This window comes from Psychrobacter sp. ASPA161_9 (assembly GCF_051970275.1).
Taxonomy (GTDB): Bacteria; Pseudomonadota; Gammaproteobacteria; order Pseudomonadales; family Moraxellaceae; genus Psychrobacter.
This window is the reverse complement of sequence record NZ_JBEFNI010000002.1, coordinates 1-21007: the sequence shown is the minus strand read 5'-3', so window position 1 is coordinate 21007 and position 21007 is coordinate 1. Positions and strand designations below refer to the sequence as shown.

Here is a 21007-nt window from a genome sequence, read left to right as displayed (position 1 = left end):
CTTTTTACGCATATCACTACTTTATTATTATTTATAGTTGCGCTTTTTTAGATACTTATCAGGGTCGCCCACTATCTAATCACAGACATTGGTTGGCTATAAAATTAATTGGCTATCTCTTGTTCTTCATCTTCAGTTCCGGTCATCAGCACTGCATTACGAACAGTGGCTAAGCGTTGTATCATGGCATCATTAACGCCATCAAAGACAGCGCATTCACGTTCATATACTGTCGTCGGACGCTTTAAACTCTTCACTTGTACATGACTGCCAATTTGCTTAAGCCCAGAATTAGGCAATAAGATCAGCATTTGTTCTTTTCTACCGACACTCTTTAATAGCTGCGTCATTGCTTGCGTTTGCGCCTCATCACTCACTCCAGCTTTTGCTGGCAGCGCGAAACGTGATAGCTCAATATGCTTTTCATGAATGATTTTATTGAGCATGAGATACAACTTGCCCAACATGACACCAGCCAGTGCAGCTTTTGCATGACTATTATCAGCTTTGAGCACTGCACAGGCACCAACTTCATCAAAACGTGGCTCATTGACAACACTGACACCAAGCAATAGCGGCTGCTTAAGTAGCTCAGTTATTGCCTGATTTAGCAGTTGCGTACATAACGCGAGATAAGGCATACGCATTTCAGGCGCAAGACGCTCTAGCATGTCATATTCATCATGAAACATAATCTGCACACTTACGGTATCGAAAGCGCGGTTAGCAGACAGTTTTGAGGCACTACTAGTAAATTTATGGGCACTACTACTATCGATTCCTGCACTAGCCTGAGCATCAGTTGAGCTATTAACAGTGCTAGTTGAACGACTACTCTGTGTCACATCGGTTGAGGTACTAGAGCTTGTTTGACTATCAGAGCTATTGGTTTGCTGCGATTTTAAATAAGCATTAAGCTCATCATGGATTCCAGCCGCACTGACTTTGTTGGTTTTACCAGTTTCGTCACTAGGTGTAGCAGTGTCATTGTTCACATTATTGTTAACGGTACTATTTAGAGTATCATTCGAGCCAGTAGCACTGTCTCTCTCTTCGGTATAATTTTCATTAGGCGCGCGGCCATAACTCAATTGACCAGATTGCACATATTGCTCACGATGCAAGTCTTGAATATCTCGGCTTAGAGCATTGATTTGCTCTTTGGTTGGACGTGCGACATAGCCATATAGCAGCCATAAGAACAGATGAAAAATCAGCGAGCCAATAACGAACGGCCATTGCATCGCGATAATTTCGCCCTTACTGATGTCTTTTAAGGTCAATGCGACACTACCGATAACCGCATCGCCTTTGGTTGCCATCTGGCTAATGGTATCGCCTTGCTGCATAGGTGCATTACCTACTGGCACCAAAATCTCATCATTGCTATCTTTAATCACTATTCGTGCGACATCCTGCTCGCTCGTATAACGATTGGCAATGACACTCAGACTCACGCGGTCTTTGTTTTCTAAAGACAGACGCGCCTCATCGATAAGCTGGGCGACCATTTGCTCGCCTTTTTGCTCACGACTTTTAGTCAACTGCTGATCAGTGCTGATTACCAGCAATAAAGTCTGTAAACAAAAACTGACTAGAATGATAATGGCAAACAACCCTTGCCGCGGCGCTAAATACGTCATGATATGTTAAACTTTTTTGGATAAAGGAAATTAAAAAAACGAGACTGTTGCTCATTTTTTGGAAGAGTATGCTACTAATTGTTCTCATTTAAACGAACTTAATCTAACTGTATTACTAGCCGCGATATGAGCAATTGGCCAGTTAATATTATCTACTATATCATCATAGTGGTCATCATAGATTTAGCTGCCAGTATACATTTAATTATCTGCAAAGTTCGGTCATTATACTAGAGGTGATACCATTATTATTCAACTGTTGTACTTTGCGCTTCATGTATAGGCGATACACAGTAAAACTGTTATTATTCCTAATCTTAACTGCGCATACAAGGGACAATTGAGACATGCCAAAAAATACGCCTTACTCGTTACCAAAAGACAGCAAAGCATGGCAACAAGCCGTTGATTCTGTAGCAGCATTGTTGCCTGCAGATACCAATCTGTTAGACTTTGATACGCTTCAATCTTTACCTGTATTTGCACTTATTGTAGTATTGCCTGCGCGTGTACATGCGCTTGATATTCATCAATATGTGCAGTCTTGGGTTGATGAACAGCCAAACTGGCATCTGGTAACAGTAGCAGAAGATACTGAGGCGAGCTTTGTAGATATTACGATACCGGAAGCGGCTACTGATACAGTTTCTGTCTCCAGCACTGATAATAGCACCAAACAGCCGTTTGTCCCTGCGCAAGTGTTCCGCTACTTATTGGTTCCTGTTACCGATACTCTCATGCATCCTGGTAAAAAAACAGCGGCAGCTCACATTATTGATGACCAGCTAACTACTCGTCTGCGTCATGATTTGGCGGAGAACTACCTAGCGAAAGGCAATAATGGTACACAAAGCCTGAGTATCGACAGCATGAATGTGGTCGATTGTCACATTCTATCTATCGGTCATATGTTGCGTACTCATAAGCTTGTTTGCTTCGATATGGATTCTACTCTAATCGAACAAGAGGTCATCGTTGAGCTAGCAAAGACTGCGGGTATCGGTGAGCAAGTTGAGATAATCACGGAAGCAGCGATGCGCGGTGAGATTGATTTCGATGAGTCTTTTGTTCAGCGGGTATCATTACTAGAAGGCATTCCTACTACTGTACTTGATGAGATTTGTGCGCGCCTTACCCTATCAACAGGCGCTCGTACTACTGTTAGCGCCTTTAAAGCACTAGGCTATCACACAGTACTGGTCTCTGGTGGCTTCACTTATTTTGCCCGTTATATCGCTGAGCAGTTAGGTATCGATGAAGTCCATGCTAATAACTTAGATATCGAAGATGGCGAAGTGACTGGTCATGTACAAATGCCTATCGTTAATGGGGCTAAAAAAGCCTCTATCGTTGCTCATATCGCTGAGCGCATAGGTATCGAGATGTCACAAGTAGTCTGTGTTGGTGATGGGGCAAATGACTTACCAATGATGGCCAACGCCGATTTAGGCGTGGCTTACCATGCCAAATCTATCGTACAAGCTCGCGCTGATGCGGCGGTAAATGTCACAGGTCTCGAAGGCGTTCTCTATGCGCTTGGCTATCCGGCACTTATCTCTGTATCTTAATTAATAACAATAACTACTCTATGCACTTTTTAGGCATAGAGTTTTGTGCGCCCTAAGCACATTATTTAGATGTTGAGTTAGATTGGTATCATTTGCTTTAATCTAGCTTAACGCCGTTAATTTAATTCTTGTAGCTAATGATTGTCTTTTCATACTTATCTCTTAATACTGATCTTTATTACTTTTTTAGAAAGGAATGTCCATGACGGCATCACCATCACCACGGCCAGACACGCCGTCATCAAGCGCGAAGACCGATGCAGCCTCATTATCAAATCTAGCAGCTGCCCCTTCAAAAGCAGATAATCCAAAGCAGTTACTGGCTGTCTATATCAAAGGGATGGCAATGGGCGCAGCTGATATCGTACCTGGCGTATCGGGTGGTACCATCGCACTGATTGCAGGTATTTATGAGCGGCTTATTAATGCGCTTGGTAGCATTGGTCCGAGCCTTTGGCAAGTATTTCGTCAACATGGTGGCATCAAAGGTCTACTTGCCGTGTGGCGACAGGTCGATGCGACGTTTCTATTATTCTTATTATTAGGTATTGCCACTAGCTTTGCTACTTTAGCAGGCCTTATCAAGAACTTACTAGACAATCAGCCATTGCTTATCTGGTCGTTTTTCTTTGGTTTAGTGGTCGCCACTGTCGTTATTTTATTGAGTGAGATTAAACGCTGGAATGCAGCGCGCGCAGGGCTATTTATCATTGGTATTGTGACAGCGGTAGTCATTAGTAACCTGCCGCTGCTTACCACTACTCCAAGCTTACCGTATTTATTCTTTGCAGGCGCCATTGCGATTTGTGCGATGATTCTACCGGGTATTTCTGGGTCATTCATCTTATTGTTGATGGGTGCTTATGATACGGTTTTAGAAGCGGTACATACTTTTAACCTTAGCGTCATCATCACCTTGATGGCAGGTATGGCAACGGGGCTATTATTATTTACGCGGATGCTCAAGTGGTTATTGGCACGCTATTATCAAGCAACTTTGGCACTACTAACTGGCTTTATCGCGGGCTCACTAGTTAAAGTATGGCCGTGGAAAGTAGACGCTTTGGGTACACTCAATAGTGATGCCATTAACAACGTTGCACCGTGGCAATACCCTGCTGGCGCGCAGTGGCTCACGACATTAGGGCTGATGTTACTCGGTGCAATCTTAGTATCGGCGCTATCTTGGTGGGGCAACCGTACCAATCGTGTATAACCTATTAGCTTATCATTCAAGTTATTGATATAAATGTATTTTTAAAATTATTTATTTACTATAAGCGCCCAGTATTGAGGCGCTTATTTTTATTGATTACTATCCTTTTTAATAAAATAACCGCTATAAACTAGACGACAACCGTTGTCGCAAAGTCGCCTCTCCCCCCTTCAGCTTTCCATGCTTAACTAGCATAATAGTCTTATTGAAATTCACCTTATGAATAGCGAGATGAATGATGTTTTTGACTATATTTTCTGTTGCTGGTGTAGAGATGTGGGGAGGTAGCGCGCTACTTGGCTACGGTTTACTGGCAAGCTTTATTATTGCCATAGCCTTATCCTCGCAGCGCTGGCTGCTTTGGTATGTACTTGGTGGTATGGTATATTGGCTGAGCGTTGAAGTGTTAGATAGTGCTTTAATGAATGGTTTTGGATTATCTGATTGGCATAGTTACGTAGTAGCTTTGGGTGTCAGCTGGTTGCCGCTAGCAGGTTGGGTTTTATATCGAGCGCTACGTTATGATGATGTTAGCCGGACAGTACAGCAAGAGCGCGAGCTGGCTGCTGCACGCTACGTTGAACATACTCCTATCTATGATGACCACTATCAGCCGCGCTTCTAGAAGCAATGTTTTATTAAATGTCATTTACTGTTAATAACTGCGCCTAATATTGGCGCATTTTTTGACGCTTATGTTTGATAGGAATGTTTGATGGCAATGTGACGATATTCACTACAGCATCTGAATTAGTACCATATTGTCCATTATGAAGTTAAATTGGCAAATCTACAGCTGTAACAGGAATGTAGTTGGTTCAAGGTGTTGTTACATGATGTCTAATAGCTCCTACGCAACTACTAAAGTGTTAAAGGTAGATGGTCGTTTATAATTTACGTATATGATTGTCGTGAAAATTAATATAAAGTGGCGTTTATTCAACATCTATATTCTACACACTTATTCTTATACTCATTTTTAGGAGCCTGACTATGTTTACTATTCCTGTGTTAGATATCAAATCTGATCCATTAGACGTGTTACTAGCTGTGGTTGGCTATCGCCTATCCATGCTTGCTGATAGCGATAATGAAGACATCAAAAAACTGTTCGCTGATCGTAAAGTTACTATCGAGCTTGCCAGTGTTGAGTCTAACATCGCACGTCATTTTAGCTTTGATAATGGGAAGTTTAGTCAACGTAGTGGTCACGCTGATGAGCCAGATCTGACTATCAACTTTAAAGATTCAATGACTGGTGTTAAGCTTTTATCTAAAGGTGATCTTCCTGCCTTTATGACTGCTGTTCAAGAAGGCAACCTAAGTATAGAAGGCGATTACAGCTTAATGATGTGGTTCAACAAGCTTGCTAAGCATATCGTGCCTACTATGCCAGAAGAGTGCAAACCATACATTCAAAAAGCGAAACCTTATGCATATAAAGCGCAAAAGTTAGCTCATCACTGGATTGGTGTCGCTAAGCATAAAATTGGCAAATAATGCTCGGTAGCGTTATATGCCTAGAGAGATAGAGTTTGCAAATATCATTACAAACACTATCTGACAGCATTTTTAACAGTGCTCTGATTTTATAAAAAGGTTGCGGTATACTACGGTTACCGTAACCTTTTTTATTGTTTTATTAGTCAGTAATTATTTTAGTTTATCTGATTTTTTTCATATTACCCTAAAAGGATTTAACTCATGGCAGGACTGCTTTCAATCAAAGAACCTAATCCACAAGCTGATGATAACTTCCAAGCTAGTAGTAACACTGATGTTAGCTCAGACTCTACCACCAGTTTTTTTTCTACGGATAGCTTAGCAACAGAAATCAAACCCTCACCGATTAAACACAGCCGTGAGCAGATTGCGCAGTTATTCGACTTACCGTTAATGGACTTATTATTACAAGCGCAAACGATTCATCGTCAAAACTTCACTGCCAATGAAGTACAGATTAGTACTTTGCTATCGATTAAGACAGGAAACTGTCCTGAAGACTGTGGTTACTGCTCGCAATCAGGTCATCACCGTGACAAAACCAAATTGCAGGCAGAAAAACGCTTAGAAGTTGATAAAGTTATCGCCGCAGCCAAACGCGCAAAAGCCAGCGGCTCATCGCGGTTCTGTATGGGTGCAGCATGGAAACATCCGAGCGCCAAAGACATGCCTTATGTGGTCGAGTTGGTTAAAGAAGTTAAGAGTTTGGGTCTTGAGACTTGTATGACGCTTGGTATGCTAAACCCTGATCAGGCAGCACAATTGGCCGATGCAGGGCTTGATTACTATAATCATAATCTAGATACCTCGCGTCGCTACTATGAGCAAGTAGTCAGCACGCGTAGCTATGACGAGCGTCTTGATACAATAACGAACGTACGCGACTCAGGGATTAATGTTTGTAGTGGCAATATCGTAGGTATGGGTGAAAGCCGTGACGACCGTATCGACTGGGTACATGAATTGCTTAAAATGCCCAAAGCACCCGAGTCTATTCCCGTTAACCTGCTCGTCCCTATTGCTGGTACACCAATCGGCGATAAAGTATTGGCAGATGGTGAGCTATCTGTGCTGGAATGGATTCGTACGATTGCAGTAACGCGTATTTGCTGTCCAAGCAGTTATGTGCGCCTATCTGCTGGACGCGAAAGCCTATCCGATGCCGAGCAGGCTTTGGCGTTTATGGCAGGTGCCAATTCATTCTTTTATGGTGATAAGCTTCTGACGACAGGTAATGCCAGCCAATCTAATGATAATAGGCTAATGCGCGAGCTGGGCTTGACTGCGCAATTCGCGGCACCAAGAGCACCCAAGCAACTGCCAGTTATAGATGCTATGAGCGGTCATCAATCGCAAGTAGTGTTGGCAGAATAGCTTAACGATGTGCTGCTACCATTATCAATTAATCTGCGCTAAGCTTGCCGACGTTTATATATTACGCATATAAGTATTAAGAGACGAGACAACAAGAGAAAACTATGGCAGATTATTTTAACTGGATTAAAGCGGCACATATTATTGCGGTGGTTTGCTGGTTTGCGGCGATCTTTTATCTACCGCGGCTTTTTGTCTATCATGCGATGAGTGACGATCTTATTAGTCAAGAGCGCTTCATTGTGATGGAGCGCAAGCTATATCGCGGTATCATGACTCCGTCAATGATAGCAACGTGGATTTTAGGTCTATGGATGGTAGGACTTGGCTGGGAAGTATATAAAACCCAAGGCTGGCTACATGTTAAGATTTTTCTAGTCATTTTGCTCTCAGCCTATCATGGCGCATGTGGATTTTATCGGAGAAAACTAATTGATAATCCACACTATAAAACCCATAAATTTTGGCGCTGGTTTAATGAAGTACCAGTCTTTGCCTTAGTCATTATCGTCATTTTAGTGGTCGTTAAGCCCTTCTAAAACTTATTTAGAAAACTTAGTTAAATTGACAGCAATTCATACTTTAACAATAAAAAGCGTCCGTTACTTTCATAAGTCACGGACGCTTTTTTATGGCTGTTTGCACGATAGCTTTTCTTGCAAAGAATGAATGAGAAGTAGTGATGAAAAAAATTAAATCCACTACCTAAATACTTTGCACTACCTAACTTGCCCTACCTAAACAGTTGGACGCATGATTTGGTATACATTACTCAAATCATAAACTCGATAACGCGCTGGCTCGCGGCGGTTTTCACCAGCATAGCTCAGTATAAGGGCTTGTTTAGCAGCTTCATCGACCCAGCCGACAAACAGGCCGCTATGCTCGACACCATTGTAGCCATGGTTGATATAATAGAGCCAGTCACCAACCTCAATCTCATTACTATTGGCATAAGGGCCTTGTCTATAAGCACCTTTATGTACCGTATCACGCGTTACTCCTGCCCGCTTAAACACCTCGTTTAGATAGTCCCAGCAGCCGCCTTGAATGATTGCACGCTCGTTGAGTGCCATCTTGCGTGCTGTACTTATCACCTCGCGTGCGGCCATACTACTTTGATTTTCAGCGTTACTAAGTAATGGTAGATACTCACTATCGACGTTATCATAACTGCCCGATAAAAATGCAGGCAAGACGGTGGGCGCTTGTCGCTGTACTTCAGGATAGCGATAAGATGCCTTCGATACAGGCGCAGTTTGAGGCTGCTGACTATAACCATACGCATTCGACGTGGGCTGAGTGTCAAAGCTATTGTTATTAGTGTTGTTAATCGTTGAATAGTTAGTACGGGTACGCTGGATAGTCGAGCGTGTATTGATTTTGGCGCCAGGTACTGCCAGCTCAGGTTGAGCTGTTTTTTGTGCGATAAGGGCACTCATACTATCAGCATGCACATAACTTGCACTACTCAAAAATATTAATAATGCTGTGATGAATGCCTTTTTTATGGAAATAAAATTTATAGAAACAGGCTTTGTAGAAGTGTTTTTTATAAAATTGGATGGGGTGGATAACGCCTTATGTAGTGGCGCTTTATATAATCGTACTTTATCTGAGGTAATAACCGACGATGGCGGCATAACCAGCTCCTTTCAAGACAGCAACAAAATTTGCGATAACTGTGAAATTACTAGTTTCTAGTTATAAACTATTTAGGCAGGATGCTGCAAGCTTTATTCATGATTTTCAGATGACAGAAGGTATAAAAATAAAGACGAAAGGTAAGTTAAAAATAGTGAGTAAAAATAAACAAAGAAAAAGCCATCTGTTTAAAGATGGCTTTATCTTTTAAAGATTGTAGTCTAAAAATCGTTATATAAATAATTTCGTTCTAAAAACTTACATTCTAAAAAATTTAGTCGCTATTCATTTTAATATTAACATGGCGCTTATTGAGCACTTGACCTTCTAATATAGCTTTAGTTGCCTGCGCTTCTTGGACAGTGTCAAAACCACTAATATGGTACTTGCGCACATTATCTGCATTAATAATCTGGAGCTGCTCACCAAAGAGAGTGACTTTATCGCCATCGCTCAGATTGATATGCTCGCGGCGACCGTTATTGTCATGTACCAGCTCGCCTACGCGTACCCATAAGACACCACTGTTAATGTTACCGCTCATGGCTTTTTTGCGCTGTTGCCGTTTTCGATTAAAGATAAAACTACCTACAATCAGCAGGGCAAGCGCCCCAATCGCTAGGCGCTCTGGCAATAGGCTCATTGCCAACGCCACTGCTACGGCACCAATTAACAACGCTGATCCAAACCAAAACAGACCATTATCACCTGCTGGAGGCTGGCCCTGTAAGGTAATCTTGGCTCCGTCATCAGTGAGCTTTAGCATGCATTCGTACCTTTGGTTGCGACCTATTGAGCGGCAAGTAAATCAAAAAGCTGTTCGTTGAGCAGCTCTTCGATGTCAGTGGATTCTTTCGTAAAACTACCAGCCAAGCGCAGTTTGTTGCATCTTAATAAGCTCAGCAATACCCTTTTCAGCAAGGATTAGCATGTCATCAGCTTGAGCGCGGGTAAATGGCTTTTCTTCAGCGGTACCCTGAAGCTCAATGAACTCACCTTTTTGCGTCATTACTACGTTCAGATCAGTATCACAGCTGGCATCTTCTTCATAGTTTAGATCTAGATAAGCTTCGCCATCTTTCATGCCGACAGAGACCGCAGCAACCAAACCAATCAATGGATCAGCTTTTAGTTTTTTGGTCTTTTGGATACTTTCAAGCGCATCGATTAAAGCAATAGCAGCACCAGTCACACTAGCCGTGCGCGTGCCACCATCGGCTTGCAAGACATCACAATCAAGATAAATGGTATTTTCACCAAGCTTACTAAGATCAATCATGGCGCGTAGGCTACGACCGATGAGGCGCTGAATCTCTTGGGTACGACCAGACTGCTTACCACGTGCCGCTTCACGCTGATTACGGGTATTGGTCGCGCGAGGTAGCATACCGTATTCAGCGGTAATCCAGCCTTTGCCTTTACCTTTTAGCCAGCGCGGAACACCTGACTCAACACTCGCTGTACACAATACTTTGGTATCGCCAAAGCTGACCAACACTGACCCTTCGGCATGCTTGGTATAGTGGCGCTCAAAGCTAATCGAACGAAGTTGGTTGAGCTCACGGTTATCAATACGCATAAAATTTCCTAGGACGATGTTGTAAAAGCAGTGGTATAAAATAGTGATATAAAATAAAAGTAATCGTCTGCCAATGACTTGTTAAGCGGTGGTTTTTAATTAGTCGCCAATTAAAAAGCCGTTAATAATTGAATATTATGAACGGTAGCAGACTTAAAATCTGAGATATCCTAACGTGACAGCCACGCAATAGCAATATAAGTCATTGTTATTACGTGGTGATTTTGATAAAAAACATAATCAGAGTAGAGCAAAATGAAGCTCAAATAAGGCAACCCAAAGCAACTTAACGATACTTAGACTTGTTCTATATTTTCAATGCAGGTCAGCATGTCAAATAGCAAGCACCTTATTCTAACCCTTCCATCTTACGTAACTCTTTACGCAATATTTTACCGACGTTTGATTTTGGTAGCTCATCGACGAACTGGATATGGCGTGGACGTTTATAACCAGTCAGTTGTTTCTTACCGAAGTCGAGCAGCTCTTTTTCCGTAACATCGCCTTTTTTGACCACAAACAACTTAGGATCTTCACCGCGCTCATCATTCGGTATACCAATCGCACCGCACTCTACGATTGCTGGATGCTCACTCATGGCTTCTTCAATTTCATTCGGATAGACGTTAAAGCCAGAAACGATAATCATGTCTTTTTTACGGTCAACAATTTTAATGAAGCCTTTTTCGTCCATGATGCCGATGTCACCCGTTTTTAGGTAACCGGTTGCGGTAAAGGTCTTGGCGGTCTCATCAGGACGATTTTGGTAGCCAATCATTACTTGCGGACCTTTAACACAGATCTCACCGCGCTCACCGATAGCAACTTCGTTTTCTTCATCGTCAATTAATACGATATCAGTACTTGATGCTGGAATACCAATCTTGCCAGTAAATTCTGCAATGGTCATTGGGTTAAAGGCAACCACTGGAGAAGTTTCAGACAGACCATAACCCTCTACAATAGGCAAACCGGTGATTTTATGCCATTCTTTGGCCACGCTTGGCAATACTGACATACCGCCGCCGATAGCCGCTTTGAGGTTTGAGAAATCCAATTTAGCAAAGCTATCTTTTTGTACCAAGCCATTAAACAAGGTATTCACTGCAGGAATAAATGATGGCTTATATTTATCCATCTCTTTAATGAGACCATCTAAATCACGTGGATTTGGAATCAATAAGCCTGCAAAGCCTTGATACATACCATACATACCGCAGACCATAAACGAGAACACATGATATAACGGTAAAGCCGTCAAAATCACATCGTCACTATTGATATCGTCTTCAAAAGCGCTGTTAATTAGTACGCTAATCTGTAGCATGTTGGCCACTAGGTTACCGTGAGACAGCATAGCGCCCTTGGCCACACCAGTCGTACCGCCAGTATATTGTAATAAAGCCACATCACTTAGCGACAAATCTGGACGCTGGTATTTACTTGCAGATACCGCGCCTAACGCCTGCTTAAAGCTAGTGCTATTTGGCAAATTATAAGATGGAATCATCTTTTTGATATGGCGTGCGACTAGATTGACCACTACTCCTTTGACTGAGCCCAGCATGTCGCCAATCTTACAGACAATCACATGCTCAACTTGGCCTTTATCTTCAGCGTCTTGATAAGTTTTGGCAAAGTTTTCGACGATAAATAATGCTTTTGCTCCGCTGTCATGCAGCTGATGTGATAGCTCACGGCTGGTATAGAGCGGATTGATGTTGACCAATACCATACCTGCGCGGATGATACCGAGCATGACGATAGGATACTGCAAAATATTGGGCATCATTACCCCAACTTTGTCACCTTTAACCAATCCTAATGATTGTAGGTAGCTGGCGATTTGACGGCTATATAAATCTAATTGCTTAAAGGTAATTGACGAGCCCATACAAATATAAGCAGTTTTTTGCCCGTAACGACGAAAATTGCGCTCAAATACTTCAAGCAAAGAGGTCTCATCATCAGGCATATCAATAGTCGCATCGATACCATAACGCTCATAAGCGTCAAGCCATGGTCTATCACTTGGGATAGTAGGCATGGTAGGAAACACAGTCATATCCGACATTATTTGTGCGTCTTTATGCGCATGGTTTTCACCACTGTTAGCAGGCGCTTGGTCTGGCGTGTTTTTATTAGTACCGCTGTTGTTGGCATTGTCAGTCATAACTTTTCCTAAGTACTACAATTAAAGACGTAGAATAATATAATGATGATACGAATACTGGATTTATGAATAATTATTTGTGAACATAAAGTCATTAGAATGCAGATAATAAATATAAATCACTGAAAATTTCTCATTGTTAAACATGAAAAATCGGATGTTAGAGATAGGTAACCTAAATAGTTATTAGTATCTACGAGCCTACATATTGCTTATAAATAACTTTATATGAATCTACTTAGTTACTCTAATAGGTGATAATAATAACTAATGTCTGCCCTGTTGCCTACGTCCGTACTATAACAGTTTTGCTAAAAAGTCTCCATAATTGCATGTAGATAGAACGCTGTACCCTCTTAATAGAATGCCTCTCATCACCCTAATTCATATTTATAGTAGACCTCTTGCATAAGTCATCGCTAGCCCTTGTAACTTCGTCAGTGAAAGTCAATGAACTGGTACTTTTGCAAGAGGTCTACTATAGTCGATACTAAATAAAATGGATACGTTATTCAATAACGCGAAACTGGTATAAATTTTTCTGGCTTGCTGTGCCTACGCTGACAGAGGCTGCAAAAAATTCATCCCAGTCCCACTGTATCTTTTTCATATTGGACTGACTATATAATCAAACCTCGCTGAAAATTGACCATAAAAAATGATAAGACCGTACTTAAACGGCCTCATCATTATTGGCATAAATAGTACTGCACTAATATAAGCTTTTAATCCATACTCTTTAACGCAAATGCTTTAACTTATATGCTCTAGCTAAAAGCCATTATCATAAAGCCAAACATTTAAGCACCATTCAAGACTTTAGTATTAAGAAGCGTGGTTTTTTTCTTCAAGCTTACGTAAGTCTTTATGCAAAATTTTACCAACGTTCGATTTTGGTAGCTCATCGATAAATTCAACATGACGTGGGCGTTTATAGCCAGTCAAATGCTCTTTAGCGTAGGCAAGAACATCCTCTTCAGTAAGACTGTTATCTTGACGTACAACGAATATTTTTGGAACCTCGCCACTCTTCTCATCTTCAACACCGATGACTCCGCACTCTAAAATCTTTGGATGACCAGCCATCACTTCTTCGACTTCATTGGGATAAACGTTAAAGCCTGAGACCAAAATCATATTCTTTTTACGATCAACGATAGTGACATAGCCTTCTTCATCCATAATCCCAATATCGCCCGTACGGAAAAACCCATCATCGGTCATGACTTCACGAGTAGCATCATCGCGATTCCAGTAGCCTTTCATTACTTGCGGACCACGGACACTAATCTCACCGCGCTCACCTAGCTCAAGCTCGTTACCGGCTTCATCTAAGATAGCAACGTCAGTATCTGGCATTGGTACGCCAATGTTGCCACTGAACGTAGCACTATTAAAGGGGTTAGCTGTTGCGACTGGTGAAGTCTCAGACAAACCGTAACCTTGGACGATGATATTGCCTGTTACCTGACGCCATTTTTCTGCCGTTGAGCTAAGGACTGCCATACCGCCACCCATCGACATGCGCAGCTTACTATGATCCATCGCCTTAAACTCTTCATTATTAGCAAGCGCATTGAATAAAGTGTTTACTGCTGGGAAAAACGCTGGTGGATTATTCTTATAAGCTTTTAATAAGCTATCAAGGTCACGCGGGTTGGGTACTAGGAGGCCGATACAACCGCGATAAATACCAAACATACCGCAGACAGTAAAGGAGAAAATATGATATAGCGGTAAAGCCGTCAGAATGACAGGCTGCTCGTTACTCTTATCAAACTCATCAAAAGCACTACCCAAAAAGGTATCAGACTGAATAAGGTTAGCAACGAGATTTTTGTGAGTCAGCATCGCACCTTTGGCAACCCCAGTGGTACCACCGGTATACTGTAAGACTGCCACATCACTAAGGCTGATATTGCTTGGGCGTTGGTATTTACTTGCCGGACTTTGCTTAAGCATGTTTTTGAATTCAACGCTGTTTGCAATCTTGTATTCTGGGACCAGTTTTTTGACGTGACGGACGACTGTATTGACCATAAAGCCTTTTAGCGTGCCCATCAAATCGCCCATACCTGTGATGACGACATGCTCTACGACTTTGCGACCAATATCTTGATAGGTCTTGGCAAAGTTTTCGACCAAGATAAGTGCTTTAGCATCAGAGTCAGTCAGCTGGTGTTCAAGCTCTTTGGTAGTATATAGTGGATTGACATTGACTAAGGTTAGACCTGCACGCAGTACGCCAATGACTGTAACCGGTAGCTGCAAAATATTAGGCATCATGACCGCGACTTTGTCGCCTTTTACCAGTCCAAGTGACTGCAAATAAGCAGCAACTTGACGGCTATATAAGTCTACTTCTTTAAAAGTAATTGAGGAGCCCATGCAGACGAATGCCGTTTTGTCACCATGTTTAACGAAGCTCTGCTCAAAAATATCGATCAGTGAGGTATCTTCGGCTGGCATGTCAATATCGTAAGTTAGCCCAAGCGCCTCATAGGTTTTCAGCCAGACCTTATCATTACGACGGGTTAAATTGACTTGATTATCCATAATCTTATTTCTCCTAATGAATTTGTGCAATCAGTGGTAAATACCCCTTTGTTCTTTAACATACACACTTTGTACACACTACTCAATATAAAAGATTGGCACTTGAGTTCGCAAAGTTACTTGACGCCTAACATTTACTTTATAATCAATTATATAGGTGATAAACACTAGCATTTTTCGTATTATTCCTCAGCATTAGATAGGCATCTATTAACTGCTATTGTTGCTTGTTTCTTTCTGTATAGAATCACGCCTTATTCTATTTATTGATAATTACTATTGACATCGGCTAATCGGTATTAACTACAAGCAGTCATCAAATCTATATTCACACGGCTTTTTTAAACGAACTTACTATCAGCCTATTAATGGCAGAATCATATATAGTATTTGCTGCTGTATCGGTACATATCAGCACGTCATGACCTGTCGTCTATTCTAGCTTACACCTTTTTTATTGACGCAATATCCTTTACGATAGCGCTATCTTATCTTTAAGTTAATTCCGCACCTTAAATGGAGCGCGGCACATAATATGCAGCACTATATACATCATACTAATTAAAAACTCAGAAGCGAAACCTATTCTATGTCCGATGTTATTGATAATACGATTACGCCCATTATCCCAAGTGAACCAATGGATACCCGCTCAGTCGCGGAGTTCACTGAACAAGCCTATCTCAATTACGCTATGTACGTCATTATGGATCGGGCGCTACCCAATATCGCTGATGGTCTAAAGCCCGTACAACGCCGTATCGTTTATGCCATGAGCGAGCTGGGACTAAAATCGACTGCGAAGGCGAAAAAGTCTGCGCGTACGGTCGGTGATGTGCTGGGTAAATATCATCCGCATGGTGATAGCGCCTGTTATGAAGCCATGGTACTGATGGCGCAGCCGTTTAGTTATCGCTATCCGCTCATCACGGGTCAAGGTAACTGGGGTAGCCCAGATGATCCAAAATCGTTTGCTGCAATGCGCTATACCGAAGCCAAAATGTCTGCTTATGCCAATACTTTGCTTGCAGAGCTAGGACAAGGCACGGTCGATTGGCAAGATAACTTCGATGGCACCATGCAAGAGCCAACCACTCTACCTGCCCGCCTGCCCAATATTTTATTGAATGGTACGACCGGTATTGCCGTTGGTATGGCAACCGATATCCCGCCGCATAACCTTAATGAAGTGGTACGTGCGGCTATTCGTCTGCTGAAAAATCCTGAGCTATCAGTTAAACAATTAACCCAATCGATACCAGCGCCTGATTTGCCAACCCCTGCTGAAATCATTACCAGTAAAAAAGATTTACAGGCGATGTATGAGAGTGGACGTGGTAGCTATAAAATGCGCGCCACCTATCATGTCGACCCAAAAGAGAAAAATCTCGTCATCATCGATGCGCTTCCTTATCAAGTGTCAGGCAATAAGATTCAAGAGCAAATCGCTAAGCTCATGACGGATAAAAAGTTGCCGTGGATTACTGATATTCATGATGAGTCAGATCATGAAAACGCTTGCCGTATCGTCTTAGAGCTAAAATCTACCCGCGTCGACGTGCAGCGAGTAATGAGCCATCTGTTTGCCAGTACTGATCTTGAAAGCAATTACCGCGTCAATATGAACATGATTGGCCTAAACGGTAAGCCGCAGGTCAAAAACCTCAAAGAAATTCTAGAAGAATGGCTCGTCTGTCGCCGTTCGGTAGTCACGCGCCGTTTGCAATATCGCCTCGATAAAATCGATAAGCGCTTGCATATCCTTGCAGGTTTGCTGATTGCTTATCTGAATATCGATGAAGTCATTCGTATTATTCGTGAAGAAGACGATCCAAAATTATCATTGATGCAAGACTATGACCTGACTGAGATACAAGCCAATGCTATCTTGGACATTCGTCTGCGTCAGCTGGCTAAACTAGAAGAGATTGAGCTTCGCCGCGAGCAAGATGAGCTGGCAGCCGAACGCGCCATCATTCAAGAGTACTTGGACAATCCAGACAGCCTGACCAATCTGATGATTGATGAGCTTACCGCCGATATGAAAGAACACGGTAACGAGCGCGTGGCACAATTGGCAGAACGCGAAGAAGCGCAAGCATTAAAAGAGTCTGACCTCGTACCAAGCGAGCCTGTCACTGCTATCCTATCGAAAGCAGGCTGGATTCGCGCCGCTAAAGGACATGACGTCGATGCTGCTGGCATGACCTATCGCTCAGGCGATAGCTATCAAGCCCACGTGCGCGGCAAATCCAATGAGAGAATCTACGTGCTCGATAGCACTGGACGCAGTTATAGTATCGATGCGCATAGCCTCGCATCCGCCCGTGGTCAAGGCGATCCGCTAACCAGCGTACTCAAACCACCCGCAGGTGCCAGCTTTGAGCAGCTATTAACGGGTGCTGACGATCAACGTATCATCCTTGCCAGCTCAGCAGGTTATGGCTTTATCAATACTATTGGCAATCTCGATAGCAATCAAAAAGCGGGCAAAAATATTATCAATCTAGCGGCTGATAGTCGCTTGCTCTCTGTTGCGCGTATCGATGCACCAGTGGAAACGATTGCTAATGCTGACGGTTCAGAAACCAATGCAAATGTAGCGCCTGACCATCTCGCTGTCGTGACCAATGCGGGATATCTATTGATATTTGCTCTTGATGATTTGCCTGAACAGGCTCGTGGTAAGGGTAATAAGCTGATTAAATTAAAAGACGGTGAAGAAGTGCTTGCCATCACGCCACTCAGTCAGCAAGACAGCCTAATCATTACCGCTGGTAAACGTCATGTGACGCTAAAACCCAATGATTTAGCCAATTATACGGGCAGTCGTGGTAATCGTGGTGGACAGTTGCCCAGAGGCTTTCAGAATGTGACGAGTGTTGAGGTTGGTTGATGAGTAGAAGTATGACCATGCCGGAATCTCTAAGCGCCCCATCTGATAAAATCATTTATCAGGTGGGTTTAAATGCTCTCCGATACCAAGAAATAGAAAGAATTGCTAAAAGACTCATCGAATTTTCGGATTACACTGTAACTTCTTCTGATATATCTAAAGATAGACCCACACCCATATCATGGTCTTTCAATCCTAGCGTAAATACTACAAAAAACACTATGGGGAGCTTAGTCAGCTTACTTTGTGATCTCCAGGATGTGGATGAGAATAAAGAATCTGATGATAAAGATGAGTTTAAAATCTCATTTAAAATGTCACATGGAGTGATAGATAGACAAAGAATTCAAAATCTATTTCAAAAAATAATAACTGATAGAAATAACTTCACTCATCATTTTGAAAATTATTATGTCGACCCAAACTCAAACTTTAAACAACCTCATGAGGTTGTTTTAAAACGTTTACAATTTGAATATAACGACGCTGGCTGTTTACTAGAAAAACTAAAAAGCGAACTTAAGATGAAAATAGATTTCATCATAGAACATATGAATCTCTTTTCAGAAGTAGTGACCATTAACCAAGTAGCTAATACCTTTGATGAAGCCTATCAGTCGTGCAAACGCAGTGACGGTTGGGCAGTATGGCAACAAGTAATGCATTATGTGTATAAAACACCTGATACTCAAACTAATATTGCAAAACTGAAAAAGAAGAAAAGCCTTAAAACGACTAAGAATATGCTTATGTGTGTATTCCCTAATTGGTTATTTACAGATGAGCCAACTGAAAATGGCACGCGGATTTTAGTTCAGGTGGACAATACGTTAGTAAATATAGATAGCAGCCTCCCTGAAATTATTATCTCGGACTAATATCTTTGTTATAAAACTGATCACTATCTATAATTTAATCTGTGTCTTCTACCCTAACCCTGCCGTAATCCCAAAATCGGAATGACCAAGTCTTCCTCATCGGTCAGATGTTGCGAAAGTAAATCGGTCGCATCCACCAAAGTCTGATGCAATTGCTCCGCCAGCGCTTTATCCTCAACCTCACTTCTTGCCAGCGTATCGTTTTGCACTTGTAGCTTATCGAGTAGCGCATCCAAGCGCACATGGTCGCGACCCAATATCTCAAACCCTGCCTGTAGCTGCGGATACATCCTAATAAACTCAGGGAAAAACCCCTCGTCCTCTACCCCATGATGTTGATGCAGTTTGAGCACATGCATATTGATACGCTTCAGTATCTGCGAGCGATACTCTGACCAGTCATACTCGCCAGATTGATAAGCCTCACTTATCTGTGTCAAGATACGCTGACGCTTGCGTATGTTAGTATGTACTTTTAGCCAGCCCGATATTTTGTAAGCATAATCTGTGCTAAACCATTGATCTGGTGGTAGCTTGTTAAATAAGAACAACCAGTCCATCTCAAGCCGACTATCGGGATGACGCGGTGACAGAGTAAACAAATCCTCATCTGCAACGGTTTTGATAGCACCATCTTTGACAGCAACATTCTTAATAGTAATGCTTTGAGGTGAGTTATCCATTGCCTTGCCCTTGTTAATTGCCTTTACCAGTTACGTTTGCTTAATTAGCTTTCTTATTATCAGGAAGGCTATTTATAGAAAAAAGTGAAATCTAAAAACAAATTACTTATTATTTAGAATTACTAAAATCATTCAAATAAATATGTAGAATATAAATATAGTCTAAAATTTAAAAATCAACGGCATACTTGAGTATGAAGGTCTTGAATATGCATATATAGCCACTATAAATAATAATCTAATCAATGTGTTACATAATTCAGTCAGAAGCCACGTACTGCTATACTACTTCCACTGTAAAATTAGACCCATAATGACAAACACCATCACGGAAGCAGTGCCGAGCGATATTTGGCCACCCTTCATAGTAGTGTTTAAAACATAAAGGATAATCATGTTTATTGTAGATAAAGCTGTGAATGCTAATATGCATAACAGAGTAGCCACCCCCAAAATTATATTCTTTGACATTGATGATACGCTAAGCCGTAACGGTATTATTGCTGAACATAATAAGGCGACCCTCGAGCAACTGGCTAAAACTGACATCAAGCTAGTGATTGCGACAGGGCGTTCTAAAGCCATTATTCCAGATGATATTTTGGCATTATTGGACGACAATATATTGGACGCCATTATCTGTATGAATGGACAATATAGCTTTAATAAAGACGGTCTTATCAGTCATTACCCTTTATCCGCTGAGCAAAATGACAAAATCGTCCAGCTATGCCAAACGAGCGAAATTATCCATAAATTCGACTCTGCGACCCATATCGCATGGTCAAACGAAAACGAGCGTCTGCGCGAATATAATGCCAGAACGCCAAACTCTATCGTTGATCCGGACTATTACAAATTAAACCCTGTCTATCAGTGCTCGGTATTCTTTAACAATCAAGAAGATAAAATGCAAGACGTCAACTTTGCCCAGTACGAGTTAAAACTGGTGCATTGGCATCAAATTGGCGCAGATATCTTGCCAGTAGAAGCATCCAAAGCACGAGGTATTAGAGATTTATGCGAGCATTATGCTATGGATGTGAACGAATGCATGGCGTTTGGCGATGGTATGAATGATTTGGAGATGTTTGATTTGGTTGGTTACGCGGTAGCCATGGGCGACTCTCAACCTGCCCTTATAGCGCGTGCGGACTTTGTCACTGGGACTATTGAAGAATATGGTATTCAAAAGGTACTTGAGCAATTTAAGATAGCGTCATAATTAGAATAGAGTTAAGCGAAACCGTTAAAAATTCTTTTCTTTATAGCCAACAAAAACCCTTGTCAGTAG

Annotated in this window: 16 protein-coding genes; 9 read left to right on the top strand and 7 right to left on the bottom strand. The window is 41.9% G+C overall.

Going from position 1 to position 21007, the window contains the following annotated elements:
• Window positions 1–104: 104 nt before the first annotated feature.
• The gene (locus ACTQ9S_RS03125; protein WP_440453719.1) at window positions 105–1643 is read right to left on the bottom strand and encodes a hypothetical protein; all 1539 of its coding nucleotides are present in this window, start codon (window positions 1641–1643) and stop codon (window positions 105–107) included.
• A 347-nt stretch (window positions 1644–1990) separates the two neighbouring features.
• Here ACTQ9S_RS03125 and serB point away from each other — a divergent pair, with 347 nt between their 5' ends.
• From serB to hemJ, 6 genes are all read left to right on the top strand, one after another.
• Window positions 1991–3211 (top strand): phosphoserine phosphatase SerB, encoded by a 1221-nt coding sequence (serB, locus tag ACTQ9S_RS03120; RefSeq protein WP_440453717.1) that lies wholly within the window; start codon window positions 1991–1993, stop codon window positions 3209–3211.
• 202 nt (window positions 3212–3413) lie between these two features.
• Window positions 3414–4427: a DUF368 domain-containing protein gene (locus tag ACTQ9S_RS03115; protein ID WP_068037894.1), complete on the top strand. Its 1014-nt coding sequence runs from the start codon at window positions 3414–3416 to the stop codon at window positions 4425–4427.
• A 235-nt stretch (window positions 4428–4662) separates the two neighbouring features.
• The gene (gene aciT, locus ACTQ9S_RS03110) at window positions 4663–5052 is read left to right on the top strand and encodes an AciT family ciprofloxacin tolerance protein (protein ID WP_440453715.1); all 390 of its coding nucleotides are present in this window, start codon (window positions 4663–4665) and stop codon (window positions 5050–5052) included.
• 368 nt (window positions 5053–5420) lie between these two features.
• Window positions 5421–5927: an SCP2 sterol-binding domain-containing protein gene (locus ACTQ9S_RS03105; protein ID WP_440453713.1), complete on the top strand. Its 507-nt coding sequence runs from the start codon at window positions 5421–5423 to the stop codon at window positions 5925–5927.
• A 204-nt stretch (window positions 5928–6131) separates the two neighbouring features.
• The gene (bioB, locus tag ACTQ9S_RS03100; RefSeq protein ID WP_440453711.1) at window positions 6132–7304 is read left to right on the top strand and encodes a biotin synthase BioB; all 1173 of its coding nucleotides are present in this window, start codon (window positions 6132–6134) and stop codon (window positions 7302–7304) included.
• A gap of 104 nt (window positions 7305–7408) precedes the next feature.
• Window positions 7409–7843: a protoporphyrinogen oxidase HemJ gene (hemJ, locus tag ACTQ9S_RS03095; RefSeq protein WP_068037901.1), complete on the top strand. Its 435-nt coding sequence runs from the start codon at window positions 7409–7411 to the stop codon at window positions 7841–7843.
• A gap of 198 nt (window positions 7844–8041) precedes the next feature.
• Here hemJ and ACTQ9S_RS03090 read toward each other — a convergent pair whose 3' ends face one another.
• From ACTQ9S_RS03090 to ACTQ9S_RS03070, 5 genes are all read right to left on the bottom strand, one after another.
• A complete protein-coding gene (locus ACTQ9S_RS03090) occupies window positions 8042–8947 on the bottom strand; it encodes a hypothetical protein (protein ID WP_440453710.1) in 906 nt (301 codons plus the stop codon).
• Window positions 8948–9222: 275 nt separating this feature from the next.
• A complete protein-coding gene (locus ACTQ9S_RS03085) occupies window positions 9223–9714 on the bottom strand; it encodes a hypothetical protein (protein WP_068037903.1) in 492 nt (163 codons plus the stop codon).
• Window positions 9715–9810: 96 nt separating this feature from the next.
• The gene (rph, locus tag ACTQ9S_RS03080; RefSeq protein WP_068037906.1) at window positions 9811–10527 is read right to left on the bottom strand and encodes a ribonuclease PH; all 717 of its coding nucleotides are present in this window, start codon (window positions 10525–10527) and stop codon (window positions 9811–9813) included.
• Window positions 10528–10876: 349 nt separating this feature from the next.
• The gene (locus ACTQ9S_RS03075) at window positions 10877–12601 is read right to left on the bottom strand and encodes an AMP-binding protein (RefSeq protein ID WP_440454026.1); all 1725 of its coding nucleotides are present in this window, start codon (window positions 12599–12601) and stop codon (window positions 10877–10879) included.
• 924 nt (window positions 12602–13525) lie between these two features.
• Window positions 13526–15256: an AMP-binding protein gene (locus tag ACTQ9S_RS03070; protein WP_068329465.1), complete on the bottom strand. Its 1731-nt coding sequence runs from the start codon at window positions 15254–15256 to the stop codon at window positions 13526–13528.
• A 589-nt stretch (window positions 15257–15845) separates the two neighbouring features.
• On the opposite strand from ACTQ9S_RS03070, the gene parC reads away from it, so the two are divergent.
• Window positions 15846–18152, top strand: coding sequence for a DNA topoisomerase IV subunit A (parC, locus tag ACTQ9S_RS03065; RefSeq protein ID WP_440453708.1), 2307 nt, complete (start codon window positions 15846–15848; stop codon window positions 18150–18152).
• A gap of 11 nt (window positions 18153–18163) precedes the next feature.
• Entirely contained in the window at window positions 18164–19030 is an 867-nt protein-coding gene (locus ACTQ9S_RS03060) for a hypothetical protein (protein WP_440453707.1), read from the top strand.
• A gap of 53 nt (window positions 19031–19083) precedes the next feature.
• On the opposite strand, the gene ACTQ9S_RS03055 is transcribed toward ACTQ9S_RS03060, so the two are convergent.
• Window positions 19084–19713: a hemerythrin domain-containing protein gene (locus tag ACTQ9S_RS03055; protein WP_440453705.1), complete on the bottom strand. Its 630-nt coding sequence runs from the start codon at window positions 19711–19713 to the stop codon at window positions 19084–19086.
• A 394-nt stretch (window positions 19714–20107) separates the two neighbouring features.
• On the opposite strand from ACTQ9S_RS03055, the gene ACTQ9S_RS03050 reads away from it, so the two are divergent.
• Window positions 20108–20938: a Cof-type HAD-IIB family hydrolase gene (locus ACTQ9S_RS03050; protein ID WP_440453703.1), complete on the top strand. Its 831-nt coding sequence runs from the start codon at window positions 20108–20110 to the stop codon at window positions 20936–20938.
• Window positions 20939–21007: the final 69 nt, after the last annotated feature.

What these genes read in the sequence shown, in the direction of transcription:
- ACTQ9S_RS03075 (WP_440454026.1), bottom strand. Translation starts at nt 12,601, where the DNA reads ATGTCGGATATGACTGTGTTTCCTACCATGCCTACTATCCCAAGTGAT.
- hemJ (WP_068037901.1), top strand. Translation starts at nt 7,409, where the DNA reads ATGGCAGATTATTTTAACTGGATTAAAGCGGCACATATTATTGCGGTG.
- bioB (WP_440453711.1), top strand. Translation starts at nt 6,132, where the DNA reads ATGGCAGGACTGCTTTCAATCAAAGAACCTAATCCACAAGCTGATGAT.
- rph (WP_068037906.1), bottom strand. Translation starts at nt 10,527, where the DNA reads ATGCGTATTGATAACCGTGAGCTCAACCAACTTCGTTCGATTAGCTTT.
- ACTQ9S_RS03115 (WP_068037894.1), top strand. Translation starts at nt 3,414, where the DNA reads ATGACGGCATCACCATCACCACGGCCAGACACGCCGTCATCAAGCGCG.
- serB (WP_440453717.1), top strand. Translation starts at nt 1,991, where the DNA reads ATGCCAAAAAATACGCCTTACTCGTTACCAAAAGACAGCAAAGCATGG.
- ACTQ9S_RS03125 (WP_440453719.1), bottom strand. Translation starts at nt 1,643, where the DNA reads ATGACGTATTTAGCGCCGCGGCAAGGGTTGTTTGCCATTATCATTCTA.
- ACTQ9S_RS03085 (WP_068037903.1), bottom strand. Translation starts at nt 9,714, where the DNA reads ATGCTAAAGCTCACTGATGACGGAGCCAAGATTACCTTACAGGGCCAG.
- ACTQ9S_RS03060 (WP_440453707.1), top strand. Translation starts at nt 18,164, where the DNA reads ATGACCATGCCGGAATCTCTAAGCGCCCCATCTGATAAAATCATTTAT.
- ACTQ9S_RS03070 (WP_068329465.1), bottom strand. Translation starts at nt 15,256, where the DNA reads ATGGATAATCAAGTCAATTTAACCCGTCGTAATGATAAGGTCTGGCTG.
- ACTQ9S_RS03050 (WP_440453703.1), top strand. Translation starts at nt 20,108, where the DNA reads ATGTTTATTGTAGATAAAGCTGTGAATGCTAATATGCATAACAGAGTA.
- ACTQ9S_RS03105 (WP_440453713.1), top strand. Translation starts at nt 5,421, where the DNA reads ATGTTTACTATTCCTGTGTTAGATATCAAATCTGATCCATTAGACGTG.
- aciT (WP_440453715.1), top strand. Translation starts at nt 4,663, where the DNA reads ATGATGTTTTTGACTATATTTTCTGTTGCTGGTGTAGAGATGTGGGGA.
- parC (WP_440453708.1), top strand. Translation starts at nt 15,846, where the DNA reads ATGTCCGATGTTATTGATAATACGATTACGCCCATTATCCCAAGTGAA.
- ACTQ9S_RS03055 (WP_440453705.1), bottom strand. Translation starts at nt 19,713, where the DNA reads ATGGATAACTCACCTCAAAGCATTACTATTAAGAATGTTGCTGTCAAA.
- ACTQ9S_RS03090 (WP_440453710.1), bottom strand. Translation starts at nt 8,947, where the DNA reads ATGCCGCCATCGTCGGTTATTACCTCAGATAAAGTACGATTATATAAA.